This is a genomic window from Bacteroides sp. CAG:189 (genome assembly GCF_000432295.1).
Taxonomy (GTDB): Bacteria; Bacteroidota; Bacteroidia; order Bacteroidales; family Bacteroidaceae; genus Bacteroides; species Bacteroides salyersiae.
The window spans coordinates 15,575-37,371 of record NZ_HF990994.1; the positions used below are offsets into that span (position 1 = coordinate 15,575).

The following is a 21,797-nucleotide window of genomic DNA, read 5'->3' on the forward strand; positions in this document are numbered from 1 at the left end:
TTCCTGCTGACTCATTGCTATTTTTAAAATTTGTGCAAAGTAACGACTTATTTCGATAAATACAAAAGATTCGGGAAAGAATATTTTAAGTAAAAACATATGATCGGGCAGAAAAGATTGAAAACTCCATCCGGCAGAGATGTGGTGCGGGCAGAGAACAAAAGCACGCAGAATACTTTGCACGCTACGCTTTTCTTTGTAGCGTCTCACAGTCATGAGACGGTCATCTCTCAATTGTGTAACGATCGTCTCTCAATCATGAGATGCACGTCTCACAACCGTGAAACGCTTATCATACTTAGACGTCTTCAACATAATAAGCTCAGAACACGAATATAATAAGATCAGAGCGCGCTTTCCGGTCTATACACATTTCGGACATTCGTTTTTTATTCGTACCTTTGCAGTTAATATATTAAATGATAAAGAAATGGGAAAGATTATATTAACAGGGGATCGCCCGACAGGCAGACTCCACATCGGCCACTACGTAGGTTCTCTTAAAAGAAGAGTAGACTTGCAAAATGCCGGACAATATGAAAAAATGTTTGTATTCATTGCCGATGCACAAGCTCTGACCGACAATATCGACAATCCGGAAAAGGTACGCCAAAACGTAATCGAGGTAGCCCTCGATTATCTGGCCTGCGGTCTCGACCCGACGAAAGCAACCATTTTCATTCAATCACAAATCCCCGAATTATGTGAACTGAGTTTTTACTTCATGGATCTGGTTACCGTGTCACGTTTGCAACGCAACCCGACCGTAAAGACAGAAATTCAGATGCGTAATTTCGAAACAAGCATTCCGGTCGGTTTCTTTACCTATCCCATCAGTCAAGCCGCCGATATCACCGCATTCCGTGCAACAACTGTTCCGGTAGGCGAAGATCAGGAACCGATGATCGAACAGGCGCGGGAAATTGTACGCCGTTTCAATCACATTTACGGTGACACACTGGTAGAACCGGAAATTTTATTGCCGGACAATGCGGCTTGCCTTCGCCTTCCGGGTACCGACGGCAAGGCCAAAATGAGTAAATCATTAGGCAACTGCATCTATCTTTCGGAAGAAGCAGACGAAATACAGAAAAAAGTGATGAGCATGTTTACCGATCCCGACCACTTGCGTGTACAAGATCCGGGCAAGATCGAAGGTAATACCGTGTTTACTTATCTGGATGCATTCTGCCGCCCGGAACACTTTGAACGCTATCTGCCGGATTATCCGGATTTGAACGAACTGAAAGCGCACTATCAGCGCGGGGGATTGGGAGATGTGAAAGTGAAACGCTTCCTAAATGCCATCATGCAAGAGACACTGGAACCGATCCGCAATCGGCGAAAAGAGTTCGAAAAAGACATCCCGGCCATCTACGATATGCTGAAACAAGGATGTGATGTGGCAAGAGCCGCCGCCGCCGATACATTATCGGATGTTCGCAAAGCGATGAAGATTAACTATTTCGATGATGCAGACCTGATAGCCGAACAGGTAAAGAAATTTGCAGCAGAGAAATAAACAGAATAAACGGAGACGCAAACAAAAAAGGAGAATGAGTTCAAAAAACGAACACATTCTCCTTTTTCTGTTACTGTAAGGTTCTTTCAGAACCCCATTAATTGTTGGACTTCACCAATACGACACGGTTCAAGATCGGCTGGCCGAATTTATCAACACCGCCATTGCCATCTACACTTAAACGGTCTGCTGCAATTCCGTACTGTTTGATCAGTACATTTACCACTGCCTGCGCACGTTTCATACTCAACTCTTTGTTAAAGTCAGGAGTACCTGTTGCAGAATCGGCATATCCGTTCACGACATACTTCGTATCCGGGAATTTCTTCATCTGTTCAGCCAGATAAGACAGGTTCATTGCCTCACGCGGAGAAATCTCAGCAGAACCGATCTGGAAGAATACGGTACGGGGAGCGATGTTGGCATCTACAACGACCTGTTGCTCAATCACCTCAGTAGTGGGCTGGCTTTCTGCTTCCTGTAACTGTTGCTGCAAATCAAGATTAGCAGCAGCCATTGCATTCATCTGCTCGCGCATATTTCTCAATTCCATTTCAGAGATAATCTGCGGGAACGGACGTTGGAATCCACGGTTCGGAAAGTGGTAAGTCAAGCCGACAGAAGCACCGAGAATGCCATCGTAATCATGCTTGCCTCCATGTTGGCCGTCAAACTTTCCTTCCAATCCGGTAGCACTCAACTCCAGATTGATATCGACAGCATTGGAAATACGGAAACGGTTAATTAAACCGGCATTCATTGTAAATGCATGTATGCGAGGTTTGGTGTAAGAATGAGTAAAACCGGCTCCCAAATAAGGAATAATTTCGTAAACGCGATGCGAATTGTAACCGCCAAAAAGAGCGTTCAAATTAAACATGATATCACCATGCAGATTCATATAGTCAAATTTCTGCTTGTAATATCCGTCGCCCATTTCATTCCCGGTTACATACGGAGCTGTTTTGTCATATGAGAACCCTTTGGCTTGCAGACCGCTATACTGTAAACGCAATCCCAATCCGGGAGTAAACCATTTACCTACAGCGACATTCAAGACAGGACTGATACGATCTTTAAATTCTCCTGCATTATCGCCATTTCCGTAAAGCACCTGCGCACCCCCACCGATTGAGAAGAACCAGTTGCTCCAGAACGGATTAGTCAATACTTGATATTTATCCTGCACCTCTATTACTTCTGTTTCGGTAACAGTAACTTGTTGAGCCGAAGATGCGGCTGCTACGCCGGCAAAAGCCAGCAACATTAGAATCTTTTTCATATACCTAAATAGTTAAAGTGGTTATTGTTTTTTCCTATTGAACTGTTTAAATAACACCAATGGAACTAAAAGGTTTTGAAAAAATGAGTTTTTATGTTTCGTCTTCAATAAATACTCATGCAAACCACCATCAGTCGGAAGGTGAAGCCCATGATCCAAGATAGTAGCCAAATTGACAAGTACAGACAAAATATCTTTAGAAGACCGGCAGCACAGAATAATTTTACAGGAAACACTACAGACGATATAAACAGATATATATCAAATAGATAAGATAAAGAAAACAGAAAAACAGGAATGTGTATTCTCCGACAAAAGATATTAATATTAATGCCATGTTAAAATGCATTCTTTGCACACAAGAATACGTATTCTTACACTTAGGAAATTAATTCTTTGCAAAGCAGAAAGTAATACTTGGAAAAGAAGATTAACAATGTTAAAGGAAAATGCCTGATAGATCAGAATCACTCATGCAACAACTTTGAACTGCACCCCTAAAGTTTTACGTTCAACTTTTGGCATACGGTTTAAGTTCTTGTTTAAATTTTGCTCATATTATTTTGAGAGGAAAATTCAAACCGGCTAAGTTGTTACATGAGGATTTCATGGCTATTTAAAAAGTTTCTCTATCTCTTCTTCCCTGATAGTGGCGAGTACCACCTTACCATCCGGAGTATAATTGGGAGCTGCACAGGCAAAAAGACTATCAACAAGACTTATCATTTCTTCATTTGTCAGTACTTGCCCATAAACAATAGCGGCCGCACGGGCCAATGTCAATGCTAAGATATTCTGAATTTCTTCTTTCACATCACTTCCCTTTTCCATGGCAGTATGCAACATATTACGCACCAATTCCAACGGATCGAGCCCCTCAATGCCGGAAGGGATACCATTGATCGCGTAGCTTCCTCCTCCTAAATCGCTAAGATCAAAGCCCACTGCCGAAAGCTCATCCATAATACCTTGCAGCACAGCAGCTTCAGAAGCCGGTAGTTGCAATATCTCCGGAAAAAGAACTCCTTGTGACATTCCTTGTTTCTGTTTAATCTGAAGCATATACCGGTCGAACAATACCCGCACATGGGCACGATGCTGATCGATCAGCATCAACCCGGACTTTACGGAAGTAAGAATAAAACGCCCTTTAAACTGTAAATGGAGGTTTCCTTTTTCTACAATAGGTTCATTAGCATACAAAGTAGCCGAAGCAGCCGGCTGTATATCCTCTTCGACCGGAAAGAAATCATCCGGCCCGGTTTCCGTTTCCACTGTCGTACGATTCATCTTGCTGGCCTTTTCCAATCCGCCATAAAGATCTTCCCAATCTACTTTCTGACGGGAATAGCTCATACTTCCGCCACCGGAGGAAGAGGTTTTAAAAGGATTGAAATCCGAATTATATTGTACCCTCGGTGGCGCCGGGGGAAGATTTTGTTCAAAAGCCGGAATATCAGGCATGTCTTCCGTATCAAAATCAATGGAAGGAACTGCATTGAATTTCCCCAACGATTCTTTGACAGCCGCAGAAACAATCTGCCAGATAGCCTGCTCGTTCTCAAATTTAATTTCCGTTTTAGTCGGATGAATATTCACATCGATATTGGCAGGATCCACTTCAAAATAAAGAAAATAAGAAACCTGCTCACCTACCGGGATCAATTGTTCATAAGCCTCCATCACCGCCTTATGGAAATAGGGATGCCGCATATAACGGCCATTCACAAAGAAATACTGATGTGCCCCTTTCTTGCGCGCCGTTTCCGGCTTAGCAACATAACCGGAAAGTTTGATCATCGTTGTATTCACATCCACACTCAATAGCTGCTGGTTAAGTTTCTTGCCGAAAACAGCAAGGATACGCTGCCGCAACGGGGCTACCGGAAGATTGAACAATTCGGAGTCATTGCTATAAAGGGAGAAAGCAACATCCGGATGCACAAGAGCAATACGCTCAAACTCCGTGAGTATATTGCTCAATTCCGTAGAATTGGCTTTCAGGAATTTACGGCGTGCCGGAATATTGAAAAACAGATTCTTAATGGAAAAGTTACTGCCTTTGGGGCAAGAAACCGCCTCTTGACTTTCTACCTTAGAACCGGCGATAACCAGCTTTGTACCCAGTTCTTCATTCTCAAGACGGGTTTTAAGCTCCACCTGCGCAACGGCCGCAATAGAAGCAAGCGCCTCACCACGGAACCCCATTGTACGTAAAGCAAACAAATCGGAAGCTTCACGTATCTTCGAAGTGGCATGGCGTTCAAAAGACAAGCGGGCATCCGTTTCAGACATCCCCTTTCCATCGTCAATAACCTGAATGCAAGTTTTACCGGCATCCGTTACCAATACATGTATATTGCCGGCCTCAGCATCGATCGCATTTTCCACTAACTCCTTAATGACAGATGCCGGACGTTGTATTACCTCACCGGCCGCTATCTGATTGGCAACCGAATCGGGCAATAAATGGATGATATCACTCATAATGTTTAGTAGTTAGAATTTAGTAGTCAGTAGCTGGTAGTTGGAATTTGGCAGTCAGTAGCCCCGACAAGAACAAGCAACTGGTATAAAATGCTTCAACCTGCCCCTTCCATAAATCATAATTCAGAAATCACAACTCTCCCCAGCTCCAGCTACCCGTTTGCAAATAATGCCACAGGAAAATCAGTAAAGCAATAATTACGAGAATTACCCCTAAGTGCACCGGTTTGCGTCCACTCTCTTTACGACGTTTCAGGTGCGTAGTCCCTTCCACAAATTTCCCCCGAATGTCTTCCGGAGAAAATTCCTTCTCAGGCAACATGCCTAAATCACGTTTGGCCTGTTCTTCCATCTTATCGAGCTTTTCTTTCCGCTCGTTCACATAGATGTATTGATGATTGAAGCGACGCGGTTTTCTCATACCGCTATTAAACATTCCCATAGTGCTATTTCATATTAATTAATTCACGCTTGGGCGAATTTAATGGTTTTCGGGTAGATTTACGTAATGTTTCACCGGCTTTTTTGCCCCTCCATTCAAATATGTCATCTTTATTCTGTGGACGAATGTAATCGAACCAGACAAATGTAGGCAGTCTCATTTTATCAGCCGGGATCTGATCCATCGGATAAAGCACTCCGTCCGATTTGGGGCTCATAACCATACGCTTCATTTTACGATCCTTTAGATACATTGTCAGCAAGCTGGTTTGAGAGGTATTCATGCCAATCATCGTGCTATCCTCTTCCTGTGGATAAAAGACTACCAACACATTGGCTATGACGTCTACTTTCCTCATCTCACCACTGTCAAAATAGGCCTTGATCTCTTTTCCCGAAACCTGGTTGTAATGCAACGAATCTTTCATCTCCACCGTCAGTGCCTGATTGATGATATGCGCCCAATCGATCGTGCTATCATTCAAATAGATCTTGATCTCTTCACCCAACAGTTGCTGACCTTCATTCCAAAGAATCGGATCGGTATACATTGTCACACAAGAATCTTTAGAATTATACACCAATGAGTCGCAAACGCCCTGCAGATCCGTGCGGTACATACGCACCTTATGATAAGCTCTCATCTCACGAAACACCGAATCCGTATTCAGATAAAACGTAGTCATCATTAAAGTATCGGCATGCATATAGAGACTATCGCCCTGAGAATAGTCGATAGCCACCGCTCGCTTTGTAGCAAAGGCACTATCGGTCAGCTCATTGTAAAAGCAGTAATCTCCCGTCAGCATATTACGATTGATACTGTCGTTCATCACCACATTATCGAAAGCCTCACCATATCCCAATTTACGATCATAGAATAAACTGTCACCGGTCATTCGCTTTCCCTGATTGGTCAATATGGAACGGTCCAACAACTCGGCTTGCCCGGTCAAAGTATTATAAACGCCCCGTTCTGAAAAGATATGATTCTGATCGCTTACAATCTCAGATGGTCCCAAAATGGTAGCTATTTTAGATACGGTATTATATTTCAATGTATCCGAAGTCAGAATAAACTTCGGATTAACCAACTTCACATCATGATTGAAAACGGATTGTTTGGTAGACGGGCTGTATTCACCCCAGTCGGAAGTCAGTACATTCTCTTCGTCCATCAATGTACCCCCTTCAAAATAATATCCTAAATCATAAATACGATCGTAATTCAGACTATCAGTAAGCAAAGTCGTATTACGATTGATCATTTTAACATTCTCACGCAGTTGGGCCAGTTGGGAGATTCCATCATAATATAAATAATCACCATAGATAAACAGCGTATCTCCCTGCTCCATACGTACATTATTAAAAGCCTCGACAGAATTCGTATTTTCATAAATCAATGCACTGTCACAGTACATATACATACTGTCATGGCGCAACTTTACCGAACCGATAAGTACCTGTACGTCCGGACGCGCCATCTTATCAGCTCTACCCTCGTCTGCATGAAGAAGATCCACTTTCGTCTTTTTCTTCTGAGATTTCTGTTGAGGCTTCTGATCCTGAGCCCAAAGGAAATATGCTCCAAACAAACATATCACCCCTGTGAGGACGCTTTTAAAAAAGACACTATTCGCTCTCATTAATCCTTAATCCAACCCGGATATTTGAAATCGCAGTTTTTCCAGTTGTCATTAATACGCACATAAGTATGTTTCTGCTTTTCCAAAATCCATTTATGCAGCATCTCATCCCGGCGTTTAGCGATTACGATCTCTTTCAGATTCTGATAATCTTCCGTAATGGTTGCCTTATGACCGTTGATACGGGTCTTTAACTTCACAATAGCACAGATTTCTTTTCCATCTTTCTCGTTGACCATCGTAAAAGCTTTCGAAATCTCACCAACGTTCAGTTTATCCACTACTTTTGCTACATCCTGCGGCAACTCCTGCATTTCAAACTTGGAAGTAGCCATGGCATCATTGGAGTTGGTGTTTACCATCAATCCGTGATTATTACGCGTATCCTTGTCATGAGAAAGTGCGGCAGCCGCATCGTCAAAAGGAAATTTACCGGCACGAATATCATCTGCAATAGAGTCCAGACGCCCACAAGCCTCTATCAGCTCTTTCTCAGAAACTTTAGGACGCAACAATATATGACGGGTATTTACACGATCACCACGTTTCTCTATTAACTGTATGATATGGAAACCATATTCCGACTCCACAATCTTAGATACCTTTTTAGGATCCTGCAAACTAAAAGCGACAGCAGCATAAGCCGGATCCATCATTCCCTTACCCATAAAATCGGTCTCACCCCCTCTCATGGCAGAACCACGGTCTTCAGAATACATACGGGCCAAAGTAGAGAATTCCGTTTCGCCCTTATTCACGCGATCGGTATACTCACGCAACCGTCTCTTCACATCTTCTATTTCAGTAATAGGAATTTTAGGCTGCAAAGTAATAATCTGTACCTCTACTTGTGTAGGAACATAAGGGATACTATCCTGAGGAAGATCTTTGAAATAACGACGTACTTCGGAAGGAGTTACTTTAATATCTCCCACAAGTTTTTGCTGCATCTTCTGTACGGTAAGTCCCTCGCGCGCATTTTCACGAAGAGTTTCACGTATCTGAGACGGAGTTTTGTTCTGCTGTTCAAAAAAGTATTCTTCCATCTTTTCCCTCGAGCCCAACATTTGTATCCAATGGTTGGTCATCGCGTCCACTCGTTGAATAACTTCACTTTCGGGAACCTCGATACTATCAAGACGCGCCTGATGTAAAAACAGTTTTTGTACGGCCAATTCTTCCGGGATCACACAATAAGGATCACCGTCTATTTTACGTCCGTCATACAAGGCACTCAAGCGCGCTTCTTCTACTTCTGATTTCAGAATAGCCTCGTCGCCTACAACCCAAACTACTTCGTCAATCACATTGTCCTGTCCGTACATCGCCGTGTCAGCCAGTATTACCAGCACAAATAAAACAACAAATCTAAAGTTTACAAACTTCTTCATTCTTTGTATTTAATAATTATATATAATCTTTTTCTTGTCTATAGCCTGCTTATACAAGTCATCTTTCACCCGACGCATAAAATCGACTTGTTTTATATTGACAAGCATATCTTTCACCTCCGACATAGCAAACTCATAAGGTTCTTCTTCTCCTATCGCCCGATAATCAGTCACATTGAGAAAGTAATGAAAGGCAGTATCTTTCAATTCCACATGACGATTCTTACTGACATATTCTTCCGGCATTTCTGTTTGCAAAGGAATCATATCCAGCACTTCACTCAGTGGCACCCACTTATTGTAAAAGTATTCATATTTCACTGCATTCTGAAAACTGTATTTTTCCAGATGTTCCACAGCTTCCTGTGCATCGGACTTATACCATTTTCGAACATTGGCAATTTGAGGAGCAGTTAAAGGCACTTTAATAAACAATCCTTTCACTAAAGGACGATCCAGTTTAAAAAGTTCTTTGTTTTTCTCGTAATATTCTGCAAGTTCCTGTTCCGGGATCTCGTTGGAAAGTCTCTGCCCAATCAGTTCTTGCTGATAAGTATGCATAATCAAGGCCCTCCGGTAGTTTCCTACCAACTTTTCGATCTCTTCGTTATCGGGGATGTTATTCTGTGCTTTCTCATACAGTAAAAGATCTTCCGCCCAATCCCGTATATAGCGCTCGGCGAAAAGCAAACTGTCATCTTTTGACAATCCTGCAGGAAGCACGGATTGCAGGTCTTCTTTGTATAAAAAGTTTCCATTAACCTCTACCAAAGGAGTTTTCCCCCTATGATCATGACTGTCCGTACACGCCGCACAGAAAAAAAGAGAAACCAGCAAGAGGCCCGTTATTCGCATTGTCAACTGAATTTATACTTATATTCAAGGTACGAAGATAATGCAATAATCGGTTATATCAGTGGTTATTAACTGTTTTTAAAACCTCTTGGTTAATTTCAACCTTACTTTCATCACGTAAACGCTTCACCCAAAGCGATTCAAGGAAATTTTGATAATCGGCGGCAAGCGGCCCGCGCACCTCGGTATAACTATCCGGTCCTTTTCGTTTTTCACCAAAAACAGTAGTAAAAGGATAAGACTCCAAAGGTTCGAAGCTACCGGTTTTAAACACCAGTTTATCTACATATTTATTGTCACCTTTCGCAAACAGGCCTTCCTCTACCTTCACAATTTCTGCTACCGAATCATTATATGTCTTGGCAATGGTGTCAGCCCATACCTTCTCCGGAAGCTTTTTTATGAGCTTCTTTATTTCTTTAGCCATCTTTTTGTCGGCACAATGTACCACAACACCTTTATAACGCGGTTCTTTGTAATTATAATCCGATTTATGAGAAGTAAAATAAGCAGCCTGTCCGGCTTCGTCGGCCACAGCGCGTTCCCAAACTTCACGGTTGCTGATTTCGAACAGCAACATCCCTTCTTTATACTCCTGCATCAAAAGGCGGAAAGCCGGATACTTTTCTTCCAAACGGCTATTCTCATAATCAAGCACCGACTTCACTGTAAATGCTTCCAACTGCATTTTTAAACTTCTGGGATATGAAGCGGCGAAACGTTTAAAATCAGCACCGGTATACGTATGGTTATCCAATGTAAAAAGAGGTTTCTCCGTCTCCCCTTTTGCCTGTAACTCCTGCAAAGCTTCATTGTTCGGTTGATAATTATATTCACCCTTCAACTTTTCAACCAATGCCTCCGTTCCTTTATCAATACCAAACTTGCGTGCCAGACGCCGGCTGATCTCCTCTTTTATTTCTGCAAAAGGAGCCAATTCTTTCCGGTCAAGTACTTTAACAATATGCATACCTTGGGGAGTAAAGAACGGTTTGGAGATTTCTCCGCTTTTCATAGAAAAAACTACATCCTCAAACTCTTCCGGCGTTTGAAGAAAACCCACCCAGAACGGATTTTTATCATCAGAGAACTGGCTGACATAAGATGCAAAATCCGCATCCGGATTAGCGGATAAAACCTGATATAGAGAGTCCATTCGGGCTTCGGTTTCGCTCACCAACGATTTCGGAGATGTTTGCGGCAGATACTTAAAAATATGCATGACCTGTACGTGCCCCGCACGTGAATCCGCTTTCATTTTATCATAAAACTGACGTGCATATGCTTCATCAGCTTCTTCATCCGTCAAATATGATTTTGCCAATTGGCGACGATAGCCATTCAATTCTTCGCGAAAGGCACGGGTCGTGTCAATTCCGGCGGCTTCGGCAGCCGCCACTTTCAACTTAAAGTTGATGAAAAGATCAACGTATTCATTTAAGCTCTTAGCTTCCAACTCATTCAGAGAATTGTTTTTATTATAGATATATTCAAATTCGGAACGAGTAATATCTTTCCCATTAATCCGCATCAACACCGGATCTTCTTGTGCAAAAGCTGAAAGCCCGAACAGGCAAGTTAGCAATAAAACCAGATTTCTTTTCATAACAAAGTTTCATTTACATACATACGTTTTATTAAACGCTGAAAGAGAGGAAAAATTGTATCGCCCTAAAATTAAAAAGTCTGCCTTCAAAATATGACAACGCATAATTAAAGGCAGACTTGATTTATTTTAACCGGTAGATATATCTTATTCCGGGCGACTATAATTAGGCGATTCGCTTGTAATAGTCACATCGTGCGGATGACTTTCCATTACTCCGGCATTGGTAATGCGGGTAAATTTTGCTTCATGCAATTTCTCAATATTCTGTGCGCCACAATATCCCATTCCGGCACGCAAACCTCCGGTCAGTTGATAAATGACTTCATATAAAGTACCTTTATAGGGAACACGAGCGGCGATACCTTCCGGTACGAGCTTCTTCACATCCGCCTCACCACTTTGGAAATAACGATCTTTCGACCCGTTTTCCATCGCTTCCAACGACCCCATACCCCGATACGATTTAAATTTACGGCCATTGAAAATGATCGTCTCACCCGGACTTTCCTCTGTTCCTGCTACCAAAGAACCGATCATTACAGAATACCCGCCGGCAGCAAGCGCCTTCACCACATCACCCGAATAACGCAATCCGCCATCTGCAATCAGAGGAACCCCGGTACCTTTCAATGCTTTTGCTACATCATAGACAGCAGACAGTTGAGGTACTCCTACACCGGCCACTACACGAGTCGTACAGATAGATCCCGGTCCGATCCCTACTTTTACCCCGTCGGCACCCGCATCGACCAATGCCTTGGCAGCCTCACCGGTAGCAATGTTACCAACTATAATATCAATATCCGGGAAACAACTTTTTGCTTCTTTCAGCTTTTCAATTACGAATTTTGAATGTCCGTGAGCCGTATCGATCACGATAGCATCTACTCCTGCATCCACCAAAGCCTGCATACGTTCCATTGTATCCGCAGTCACTCCCACACCCGCAGCCACACGCAAACGCCCTTTAGAATCTTTGCAAGCCATTGGTTTATCTTTCGCCTTGGTTATATCCTTATAAGTTACCAGACCGATCAGTTTATTGTCTTTATCAACCACCGGGAGCTTCTCTATCTTATGTTTTTGCAAGATTTGTGCAGCCGCTTCCAGATCAGTAGACTGATTAGTGGTAACCAGATTATCTTTTGTCATCACCTCATCGATACGCTTGTTCATATCACGTTCAAAACGAAGGTCACGATTCGTTACAATTCCAACAAGATATCTATTGTCATCTACTACCGGAATACCGCCAATCTTATATTCAGCCATCAAAGCAAGGGCATCACGAACAGTGGAGCCTTTTTTAATAGTCACCGGATCGTAAATCATACCATTTTCGGCACGTTTAACCGTAGCGACTTGCTTGGCCTGTTCTTTAATTGACATATTTTTATGAATAACGCCAATTCCTCCCTCACGGGCTATTGCAATAGCCATTTTGGCTTCTGTAACCGTATCCATAGCAGCGGTCACAAAAGGAATTTTTAACTCAATGTTTTTTGAAAACTTTGTCGAGAGCTCGACAGTACGTGGTAAAACTTCGGAATAAGCAGGGATTAACAAAACGTCGTCATACGTTAATCCATCCATTACAATCTTATCAGCAATAAATGACATAGGGCTATGCGTTTAAAATTTATTGCGTGCAAATATACAGTTTTTATTCAATACAGACAAGGATAGAAATAAAAAAATCCCCTTGCCAATCGGCAAGAGGATTCTTCTAATAGGATCAGATTAAATTGTCAACGAGCAATCAACTTTACAACAGTCCCGCTCAGTTTTATCCTATTGATCCAAACAAAAGCCTGACTGGAGAGGGTCAGGTCCTACGCATACATATAAAAAAGGGACGTGTCTTTATAAACACATCCCACTATTATTTATCCCAAAATGAACTCTACCTCTTTTTAATTAGCCATTTCTGATATAAATTTAATACGAACCAAGCGAACCTCTTCTTCCGCAAAATCATCACCCAACTCATCGAGCGCATCATCTATCTTATCGGTAGTTGATTCTTTGAAATAATCATAGATATCAAGCATATGATCCTCATCCATAATTTCATCAAGGAAATAATCTATATTCAGTTTTGTACCCGAATAAACGATTGCTTCTACCTCATCCAATAATTCTCCGAATTCTATTCCTTTTGACAATGCGATATCGTCCAAAGCTACTTTACGGTCGATAGCTTGGATAATAGAAACTTTTAACTTAGATTTATTGGCTACCGTACGTACACGCAAATCTTCGGGACGTTCAATCTCGTTTTCCTCGCAATGACGCTTAATCAGCTTACAGAACTCTTCACCATAACGTTTGGCCTTTCCTGCACCGACTCCCGGAATATTCTGTAATTCTTCAAGCGTCACCGGATAAATCGTAGCCATCGCTTCTAAAGAAGGATCCTGAAAAATCACATAAGGCGGTACCTCCAGTTTCTTTGACAGCTTCTTTCTCAAATCCTTAAGCATAGAATAAAGCGCAGGGTCTACCGCACAAGATCCTCCACCACGGGCCGGAGTTTCTTCCTCTACTTCTTCGAAGTCGTTGTCTTCGGTTATCTTGAACGACTTTGGTTTCTTCAAGAATGCGTGTCCATCCTCTGTTACTTTCAACAGGCCATAATTCTCCACATCCTTGCTCAGATATCCGGCTATCAACGCTTGACGGATCACGGCATTCCAAGTCTTATCTTCCTCTCCCATACCGGAACCGAACACTTCCAAATCTTCGTGTAAATGTGCCTGTACTTCGGAAGTTTCCCTTCCCTGTAAAATATCTATTATATAATCTGCTTTAAAGTTTTCTTTTACCGCTATGATCGCTTCAATCACAGCACACAATAATTCTTGAGCCTCCACTTGTTTTTTAGGGTTTAAACAGTTGTCACAATTTCCACAATTATCTTCCAAATACTCCTCACCGAAGTAATGCAATAAAGTCTTACGACGGCAAACAGATGATTCGGCATATGCAGCAGTCTCCAATAAAAGCTGCTTACCTATTTCCTGCTCTGCCACTGGCTTTCCCTGCATGAACTTTTCCAGTTTCTGCAGGTCCTTGTTTGTATAAAAGGTAATACACCGGCCTTCACCACCGTCTCTGCCGGCACGTCCTGTCTCTTGATAATATCCTTCCAGGCTTTTCGGTATATCGTAATGTATTACGTACCTCACATCCGGTTTATCAATACCCATACCAAAAGCAATGGTTGCCACAATCACATCGATCTTCTCCATCAGAAAATCATCCTGATTCTGAGTTCTCGTAGCAGAATCCATTCCTGCATGATATGCCCTTGCATTAATACCGTTAGCTTGAAGTATTTCAGCAAGTTCCTCCACCTTCTTACGGCTCAGACAATAAATAATACCGGACTTCTCCGGATTATTCCGAATAAACTTAATGATATCCCTGTCGATATTTGCAGTTTTAGGACGTACCTCATAATACAAATTCGGACGATTAAATGACGACTTAAATATTTGCGCATCAACCATGCCCAGATTTTTCTGAATATCATGTTGTACCTTCGGAGTTGCCGTAGCAGTAAGTGCTATAAGAGGCGCCTTCCCTATTTCATTAATAATGGGACGTATTCGCCGATACTCCGGACGGAAGTCATGCCCCCATTCCGAAATACAGTGAGCCTCATCTACTGCATAGAACGAAATCTTAACCGATCGCAGAAATTCAACATTCTCTTCTTTCGTCAATGATTCCGGAGCTACGTATAGCAATTTTGTTTTTCCGGCAAGGATATCAGCCTTCACTTGGTCTATCGCACCTTTATTTAATGAAGAATTGATAAAATGGGCAATACCGTCTTCTTCACTAAAATTGCGCATAGCATCCACTTGGTTCTTCATCAGTGCAATCAACGGAGAAATAACAATCCCCGTACCTTCCATCAAAAGAGAAGGTAACTGATAGCACAGAGACTTCCCTCCTCCCGTAGGCATCAGCACAAAAGTGTCTCTCCCATCGAGCAAGTTCTGAATGATCGCTTCCTGATTTCCCTTAAATTTATCAAACCCGAAATACTGTTTCAGCTGGTCTGTCAAATTAATCTTCCCTGCCATCTTTAAATAGGTTGTTTTATTCAGTTCATGATTTTACTTTAGAGTCCCTTTTGTAAAAGAGCTCTAACAAAGTTATAAACAACTTCTTAAATATCAAGCATAATCCGATTAATATTTTTCAAGAAAAAATAGAAATAAATCATCCTATACCTCTTACCTTTTGATTTTAAGCAGTTTGCAACCTCGCAAGATTTGCTTTTTCCAGTTGTTGTTTTGCATAATCCAATGTCACTTCGTACTCTTTTGCATTTTCCGAAGGAATCTCAAACATAACATCCATCATGATTGTCTCCACGATAGAACGCAATCCGCGTGCACCGAGCTTATACTCAACCGCCTTATCGACAATATATTCAAATACTTCGTTCTGGAATGTCAGTTTAACGCCATCCATCTCAAACAGTTTGACATATTGCCGGATAATGGAATTTTTCGGTTCAGTCAAAATCGCACGAAGCGCATCCCGATCCAATGGATTCAGATAAGTCAGCACCGGCAAGCGTCCGATAATTTCAGGAATCAGTCCGAACGATTTCAAGTCTTGCGGTGCAATATATTGCATCATGTTATTTTTATCGATAGTAGCTGTCTTTCGTGAAGCGCTGTAACCTACCACATGCGTATTCAGTCGCTGGGCAATTTTCTTTTCAATGCCGTCAAAAGCACCGCCACAAATAAACAGAATGTTTTTCGTGTTCACCGGAATCATTTTTTGATCGGGATGCTTACGGCCACCTTGTGGCGGCACATTCACAACAGATCCTTCCAACAGTTTCAACAGTCCTTGTTGAACACCTTCACCGCTAACGTCACGAGTGATGGAAGGATTATCACCTTTACGTGCAATCTTATCAATTTCATCGATAAAGACAATTCCTTGTTCGGCTTCGGGCACATTATAATCAGCAACCTGAAGCAAACGAGTCAAAATACTCTCAATGTCTTCACCCACATAACCGGCTTCCGTCAATACCGTGGCATCTACAATAGTAAACGGTACGTGCAACAACTTTGCAATGGTACGCGCCAACAATGTTTTACCTGTTCCCGTACTTCCTACCATGATGATATTTGATTTTTCAATCTCTACATCATCACCGCTATCCTTTTGCAAAAGCCGTTTATAGTGGTTGTATACCGATACAGACAAAAATCGCTTTGCATCGTCCTGCCCAATCACATACTGATCCAGAAAAGTCTTTATCTCTACCGGCTTAGGTAGTTCTTTCAAGTTTAATTTTGTAGTTCCTGTCGTCTTTTTCCCTACTCCAAGAGCTTCCTGGGTTATCTCATAAGCTTGCGTAGCACAGCTATCGCAAATATAGCCGTTCATTCCCGTAATCAAGAAACCGACCTCATTTTCCGTTCGACCACAGAAACTGCATCTTTTTTTATTCGTTTTCGATTCTGCCATTTTTATTTCTTAATCAACACTTCGTCTACCATACCGTATTCTTTGGCTTCTTCAGCAGTCATCCAATAATCTCGGTCCGAATCGGCCCACACCTTATCAAAATCAGTATGAGAATGATCGGCAATGATAGTATAAAGTTCTTTTTTCAATTTTTGAATTTCACGGGCAGTGATTTCAATGTCCGAAGCTTGGCCTTGCGCGCCTCCCATCGGTTGATGGATCATCACACGAGAGTGCTTCAATGCCGAACGCTTTCCCTCAGCACCCGCTACTAACAAAACAGCAGCCATCGATGCCGCCATCCCCGTGCAAATGGTAGCCACATCGCTCGAGATGAACTGCATAGTATCATAAATGCCCAATCCGGCATACACCGATCCGCCCGGAGAATTGATATAAATAGAAATGTCCTTACCCGGATCTACCGAATCCAGATATAGCAGCTGTGCCTGCAATGTATTTGCAGTATAATCATCAATCTGAGTGCCTAAAAAAATAATGCGGTCCATCATCAAACGTGAAAACACATCGAGTTGTGTCACGTTGAGTTGTCTTTCTTCAAGAATATAAGGATTTAAATACCCTGCTTGCGATTTAATCACATCGTCCAGCATCAAACCATTCATTCCTAAATGCTTGGTAGCGTATTTTCTAAAATCATCCATTTTCAAGTTCCTTTCTTTTTTATTTATAATGTAACTGCAAAGAAACAAAAAAGAACACAGAGACAAAAAAAACACAGAGTTATAATTTTATAAAAACTCTGTGCTCCTATGATCCTATGTTCTTTCCACAAGGGAAGTACTATTCGAACATTTTGTTAAATTCTTCCATTGAAACGGTTTTATTATTCAATGTCACCTTAGCTTTCAGCGCTGTAGCTAACTTAGCTTCCACTACACGACCTACTAAACCGTCTACATTTTCTTTCTTCTTCAGCATTTCCTGAGCATAGTTTTCAAGAATATCTTCAGGCACAGTCATCATACCATACTGAGCAAACTGAGCTTTTGTAGCATCTTTTGCCATATTGATAACATCTTCCTGCTCTACTTTGATCTCATTGTCTTTAACCAACTGCTCCTTAATCAAGTGCCATGTCAGCTCTTCTACGCTCTTTTCATAGTTTTCTGCTACAAATTCTTCACCTTTCTCCTTATTATTGAGAAGCATGATACGTTTCAATAATGCATCCGGGAATTCGAGTTTACCAACCTTTTCCATCAACATCTTACGAGCATCGATCAAAAATTTATAATCGCTATCAGCAACAAACTGTGCAGCAATTCCTTCTTTTACTTTCGCACGGAATTCTTCCTCAGTCTTCACGGCATCTTTGCCAAATACCTGGTCAAAAAGTTCTTGATTCAAATCACCCGGAACAAAACGAGTAATTTCTTCTACCTGAAAACTAAAGTTAGATTTCATTTCAGCAGCAGCTTCTTTTTCAATTTTCAGCAAGGAAGCGATTTCTGCATCATGACCGTCATAAGCCGCATTCGGATTAAATACCAATACATCATTCACCTTGGCATTGGCAAAAATAGCTTTCTGCTCCTCATTCTTCATATAAGAAGGCATCAATACAGCACCTTCTACCTGAATGCCGCCTTCTTTAGTGTTACCATTTTCATCCAATTCGGCAATCAAACCTTTCAGCATATCATTATCCTCATAAGCTGAAACCTGATCATATTTACCGTTACGTTGAGTATAAGCCTTTACCTGATTTTCCACCATCTCATCCGTAACTTCGATTGTGTAGTAGTCAACCTTATCCGTATTGCTTACTTCTGCTTTAAATTCCGGTGCCAAAGCAATATCGAATACAAATTCGAATTCTTCCATGGTGTCGAAATCAATCACCTGTTGTTTTTCTTCATTTGGCAACGGTTCACCCAGCATATTCACATTATTACTCTTAATGTAATCGTATACTTTTTCTGAAAGAAGCTTATTCACCTCTTCGGCAATAACCGATTTACCATACATCTTCTTTACCAGACTCATAGGAACCATCCCTTTACGGAATCCCGGAATCTGCGCCTTCTGACGGAATGTCTTCAACGATTTATCTACTTTTTCCTGATAATCAGCCTTTTCCAGCTTTACGGTAAGCAAGCCGCTTACTTTGTCAATGTTTTGAAATGAAACGTTCATTCTGACAATTATTTATTTGATTTATACTTTATTCTATACTCAAATGAGGGTGCAAAATTAGTGCTAATCTTTCAATTATCAAAAAAACGCGAAAGAATTATTCTTTATGAAACGAAATGAATCATACTTTTATATTACAACAACGTATCAATCACATACATAAATCATAAAATCACTACAGAAATGTTAGAAAACTAAAGAAAAACAAGTGTATTTTCATTTTTTATGCTTTTCTTTGTACAGGAATGATGATGTATTAGTTTCTTGATTTCTATTGCAAGTTTTTACCTCGTCCAAAAACGTATATGTAAACTCTCTGTCGTTTTAATCTTTTTATTATCAGTCATCTTCCCGAGAGTTTTTATTTCATTATTTATTTTTATCTTTTTCACTATGAACATTTATGTTGGAAACCTTAACTACCGTGTTAAGGAAGCAGATTTGCAACAAGTTATGGAAGATTACGGGACAGTCTCTTCAGTAAAAGTTATCATGGATCGCGAAACAGGCAGATCCAAAGGTTTCGCTTTCATTGAAATGGAAGACGATGCTGCAGCCTCAAAAGCCATTGCCGAATTAAATGGTGCAGAATATCACGGACGCACCATGGTGGTAAAGGAAGCTAAACCTAAACTCTAACTAAAAGAAATTCAAAGTAACCTTCCGATCCTCCGAACAATCGGAAGGTTCTTTTTACATACCTTCCAGTCAAACATGAAACACCAAGCCAACATAAGTATCCGTGAGATAAAAGAAAACAAAGAAGACTATCTGAATCTGTTGCTCATAGCAGACCCGTCGGTTGATATGATACAGCATTACCTTGGCAGAGGGCATTTATATATTATGCAACTGGAAGAAATACCTGTATGTGTAACCGTTGTGGTATCAGACAAAGAGACGGCAGAAATAAAAAACCTGGCAACCCATCCCGATTATCTACGCCGGGGATATGCCAGTCGAATGATGAGTTTTATTGTCGAGCATTATAGAGAAATTCCGAATATTATCGTTGGTACGGGAAGTACAGGCATCCCCGGAAAGGAATTTTACCAATTGGATTTCTATCGGAAATGCGGCTTTGTCGAATCACATATTATCAAAAACTTCTTCGTCGATAACTATCCCGAACCTATCTTCGAAGATAATGGCGAACAATGTATCGACATGATTTATCTGAGATATGCCCGATAAAACAGAATTTAGTCCTTTTCCAATTGAAAGTCCTTACGCCGGAGAACAAAACTATTACTAAGATATTTTTCCCGCACAATCTTATTTTCTGCAAGTTCTTCAGGAGTTCCCTGAAAAAGAATTTTTCCTTCAAACAAAAGGTAAGCACGATCGGTAATGCTTAATGTCTCCTGCACATTATGGTCGGTAATAAGAATACCGATATTTTTGTCTTTCAACTTCCAGACAATCTGCTGGATATCCTCCACCGCAATAGGGTCTACACCGGCAAAAGGTTCATCCAGCATGATAAATTTCGGATCGATAGCCAGACAACGGGCAATCTCCGTACGGCGACGTTCACCACCGGATAATTGATTTCCCTTATTCTTTCGTACTTTTTGCAACCGGAATTCGGCAATCAGGCTTTCCAGCTTTTCCTTCTGGTATTCTTTAGGTTTATTGGTCATCTCGAGCACAGAAGCAATATTGTCTTCCACACTCATCTGCCGAAACACAGAAGCTTCTTGTGCCAAGTAGCCGATACCGGTCTGTGCACGTTTATATACCGGATATTTTGTAATTTCAAGATCATCCAAAAAGATACGGCCTTCATTAGGGGTAATCAGTCCTACAGTCATATAAAATGAAGTAGTCTTACCAGCACCGTTCGGTCCCAGTAAACCTACGATTTCGCCCTGCTTCACATTGATGGATACATGGCTAACCACAGTTCTCTTACCGTACTTCTTCACTAGGTCTTCCGTACGAAGCACCATCTTGCTTTCTTCCATATCTTTGTTATTTTGCGGCAAATGTAGCAAAAATAAGCTGAAAAAACGTACATTTGCAGACAAATATACGAAGTTATGATCAAAGCATTAAGAACCGTCGGAAGATATATGATGCTGATGGGACGTACATTCTCACGACCCGAACGCATGCGGATGTTCTTCCGGCAATATCTCAACGAGATAGAACAGTTAGGAGTGAATTCCATCGGAATCGTACTGCTGATTTCATTTTTCATCGGTGCGGTAATTACCATACAAATCAAACTCAATATCGAAAGCCCTTGGATGCCCCGTTGGACAGTGGGTTACGTAACGCGTGAAATTCTGTTACTGGAATTCTCATCCTCCATCATGTGTTTGATTCTTGCCGGAAAAGTAGGATCCAATATTGCATCGGAATTAGGTACCATGCGCGTTACCCAACAGATCGACGCCCTTGAAATAATGGGAGTCAACTCCGCCAACTATCTGATACTTCCTAAAATAGCTGCTATGGTTACCACCATTCCTATCTTAGTGACATTCAGTATTTTTGCCGGTATCATCGGTGCTTTCGCCACTTGCTGGTTTGGAGGGATTATGACAGCTACCGATCTGGAATACGGTTTGCAATACATGTTCGTGGAATGGTTCGTGTGGTGTGGTATTATCAAATCACTATTTTTCGCCTTTATTATTGCCAGCGTGTCCTCTTTCTTTGGCTATATGGTAGAAGGAGGTTCGATAGAAGTCGGAAAAGCATCTACGGATTCTGTCGTATCCAGTAGTGTATTAATCTTATTTGCCGATCTGGTATTAACTAAACTTTTAATGGGATGATTGAAGTAAAAGGACTCTATAAATCATTCGAAGACAAAGCGGTATTGAAAGACATCAATGCTACTTTTGAGAATGGAAAAACCAATCTGATTATCGGCCAGAGCGGT

At 41.4% G+C, this 21,797-nt stretch carries 18 protein-coding genes and 1 pseudogene; 5 read left to right on the top strand and 14 right to left on the bottom strand.

Translation table 11 applies throughout. The annotated features are described in order from the left end of the window. Positions 1–234: hypothetical protein (locus QVP90_RS01730; protein WP_288203738.1), on the bottom strand; the 234-nt coding region annotated here is incomplete at its 3' end. Between the two features lie 196 nt (positions 235–430). Between QVP90_RS01730 and trpS the strand changes: the two genes are divergently transcribed. Continuing rightward, entirely contained in the window at positions 431–1,522 is a 1,092-nt protein-coding gene (gene trpS / locus QVP90_RS01735; RefSeq protein WP_005934241.1) for a tryptophan--tRNA ligase, read from the top strand. Between the two features lie 97 nt (positions 1,523–1,619). Here the strand turns inward: trpS and QVP90_RS01740 are convergent, their stop codons facing one another. The 12 genes from QVP90_RS01740 to tig form a co-directional block, all read right to left on the bottom strand. Next, the gene (locus QVP90_RS01740; protein ID WP_005934244.1) at positions 1,620–2,804 is read right to left on the bottom strand and encodes an OmpA family protein; all 1,185 of its coding nucleotides are present in this window, start codon (positions 2,802–2,804) and stop codon (positions 1,620–1,622) included. A 612-nt stretch (positions 2,805–3,416) separates the two neighbouring features. Next, positions 3,417–5,291: a DNA mismatch repair endonuclease MutL gene (mutL, locus tag QVP90_RS01745; protein ID WP_005934250.1), complete on the bottom strand. Its 1,875-nt coding sequence runs from the start codon at positions 5,289–5,291 to the stop codon at positions 3,417–3,419. Positions 5,292–5,421: 130 nt separating this feature from the next. Continuing rightward, on the bottom strand, positions 5,422–5,733 hold the full coding sequence (locus tag QVP90_RS01750; RefSeq protein ID WP_005934252.1) for a hypothetical protein: 312 nt from the start codon (positions 5,731–5,733) through the stop codon (positions 5,422–5,424). Positions 5,734–5,737: 4 nt separating this feature from the next. Beyond that, on the bottom strand, positions 5,738–7,381 hold the full coding sequence (locus QVP90_RS01755) for an OstA-like protein (protein WP_005934254.1): 1,644 nt from the start codon (positions 7,379–7,381) through the stop codon (positions 5,738–5,740). Next, positions 7,381–8,772 (bottom strand): peptidylprolyl isomerase, encoded by a 1,392-nt coding sequence (locus tag QVP90_RS01760; RefSeq protein ID WP_005934256.1) that lies wholly within the window; start codon positions 8,770–8,772, stop codon positions 7,381–7,383. The genes QVP90_RS01755 and QVP90_RS01760 overlap by 1 nt, the downstream gene beginning before the upstream one ends. A 9-nt stretch (positions 8,773–8,781) precedes the next feature. After that, positions 8,782–9,627: a peptidylprolyl isomerase gene (locus tag QVP90_RS01765; RefSeq protein WP_005934258.1), complete on the bottom strand. Its 846-nt coding sequence runs from the start codon at positions 9,625–9,627 to the stop codon at positions 8,782–8,784. A 58-nt stretch (positions 9,628–9,685) separates the two neighbouring features. Next, a complete protein-coding gene (locus tag QVP90_RS01770) occupies positions 9,686–11,233 on the bottom strand; it encodes a peptidylprolyl isomerase (protein ID WP_005934260.1) in 1,548 nt (515 codons plus the stop codon). A 147-nt stretch (positions 11,234–11,380) separates the two neighbouring features. Then, positions 11,381–12,856: an IMP dehydrogenase gene (gene guaB, locus QVP90_RS01775; RefSeq protein ID WP_005934262.1), complete on the bottom strand. Its 1,476-nt coding sequence runs from the start codon at positions 12,854–12,856 to the stop codon at positions 11,381–11,383. 293 nt (positions 12,857–13,149) lie between these two features. After that, a complete protein-coding gene (gene recQ / locus QVP90_RS01780) occupies positions 13,150–15,330 on the bottom strand; it encodes a DNA helicase RecQ (protein WP_005934264.1) in 2,181 nt (726 codons plus the stop codon). 166 nt (positions 15,331–15,496) lie between these two features. Beyond that, positions 15,497–16,744: an ATP-dependent Clp protease ATP-binding subunit ClpX gene (clpX, locus tag QVP90_RS01785; protein WP_005934267.1), complete on the bottom strand. Its 1,248-nt coding sequence runs from the start codon at positions 16,742–16,744 to the stop codon at positions 15,497–15,499. Between the two features lie 2 nt (positions 16,745–16,746). Then, positions 16,747–17,409 carry an ATP-dependent Clp endopeptidase proteolytic subunit ClpP gene (gene clpP, locus QVP90_RS01790; protein ID WP_005934270.1) on the bottom strand — a complete coding sequence of 221 codons (663 nt, stop codon included), beginning with the start codon at positions 17,407–17,409 and terminating at the stop codon, positions 16,747–16,749. A 139-nt stretch (positions 17,410–17,548) separates the two neighbouring features. Continuing rightward, positions 17,549–18,904, bottom strand: a complete 1,356-nt coding sequence (tig, locus tag QVP90_RS01795) for a trigger factor (RefSeq protein WP_021935515.1) — start codon at positions 18,902–18,904, stop codon at positions 17,549–17,551. Positions 18,905–19,297: 393 nt separating this feature from the next. Between tig and QVP90_RS01800 the strand changes: the two genes are divergently transcribed. Further along, the gene (locus QVP90_RS01800) at positions 19,298–19,543 is read left to right on the top strand and encodes an RNA recognition motif domain-containing protein (protein WP_005934276.1); all 246 of its coding nucleotides are present in this window, start codon (positions 19,298–19,300) and stop codon (positions 19,541–19,543) included. 75 nt (positions 19,544–19,618) lie between these two features. Beyond that, on the top strand, positions 19,619–20,098 hold the full coding sequence (locus QVP90_RS01805; protein ID WP_005934278.1) for a GNAT family N-acetyltransferase: 480 nt from the start codon (positions 19,619–19,621) through the stop codon (positions 20,096–20,098). Positions 20,099–20,106: 8 nt separating this feature from the next. Here QVP90_RS01805 and lptB read toward each other — a convergent pair whose 3' ends face one another. Next, complete coding sequence (gene lptB / locus QVP90_RS01810) at positions 20,107–20,871, bottom strand: LPS export ABC transporter ATP-binding protein (protein WP_005934281.1); 765 nt, start codon at positions 20,869–20,871, stop codon at positions 20,107–20,109. A gap of 75 nt (positions 20,872–20,946) precedes the next feature. On the opposite strand from lptB, the gene QVP90_RS01815 reads away from it, so the two are divergent. Both QVP90_RS01815 and QVP90_RS01820 read left to right on the top strand, forming a co-directional pair. After that, positions 20,947–21,690: an MlaE family ABC transporter permease gene (locus QVP90_RS01815; protein ID WP_005934283.1), complete on the top strand. Its 744-nt coding sequence runs from the start codon at positions 20,947–20,949 to the stop codon at positions 21,688–21,690. Further along, positions 21,687–21,797: pseudogene (locus QVP90_RS01820) on the top strand (ABC transporter ATP-binding protein); the annotation flags it as partial. The gene QVP90_RS01815 and the pseudogene QVP90_RS01820, both read left to right, overlap by 4 nt.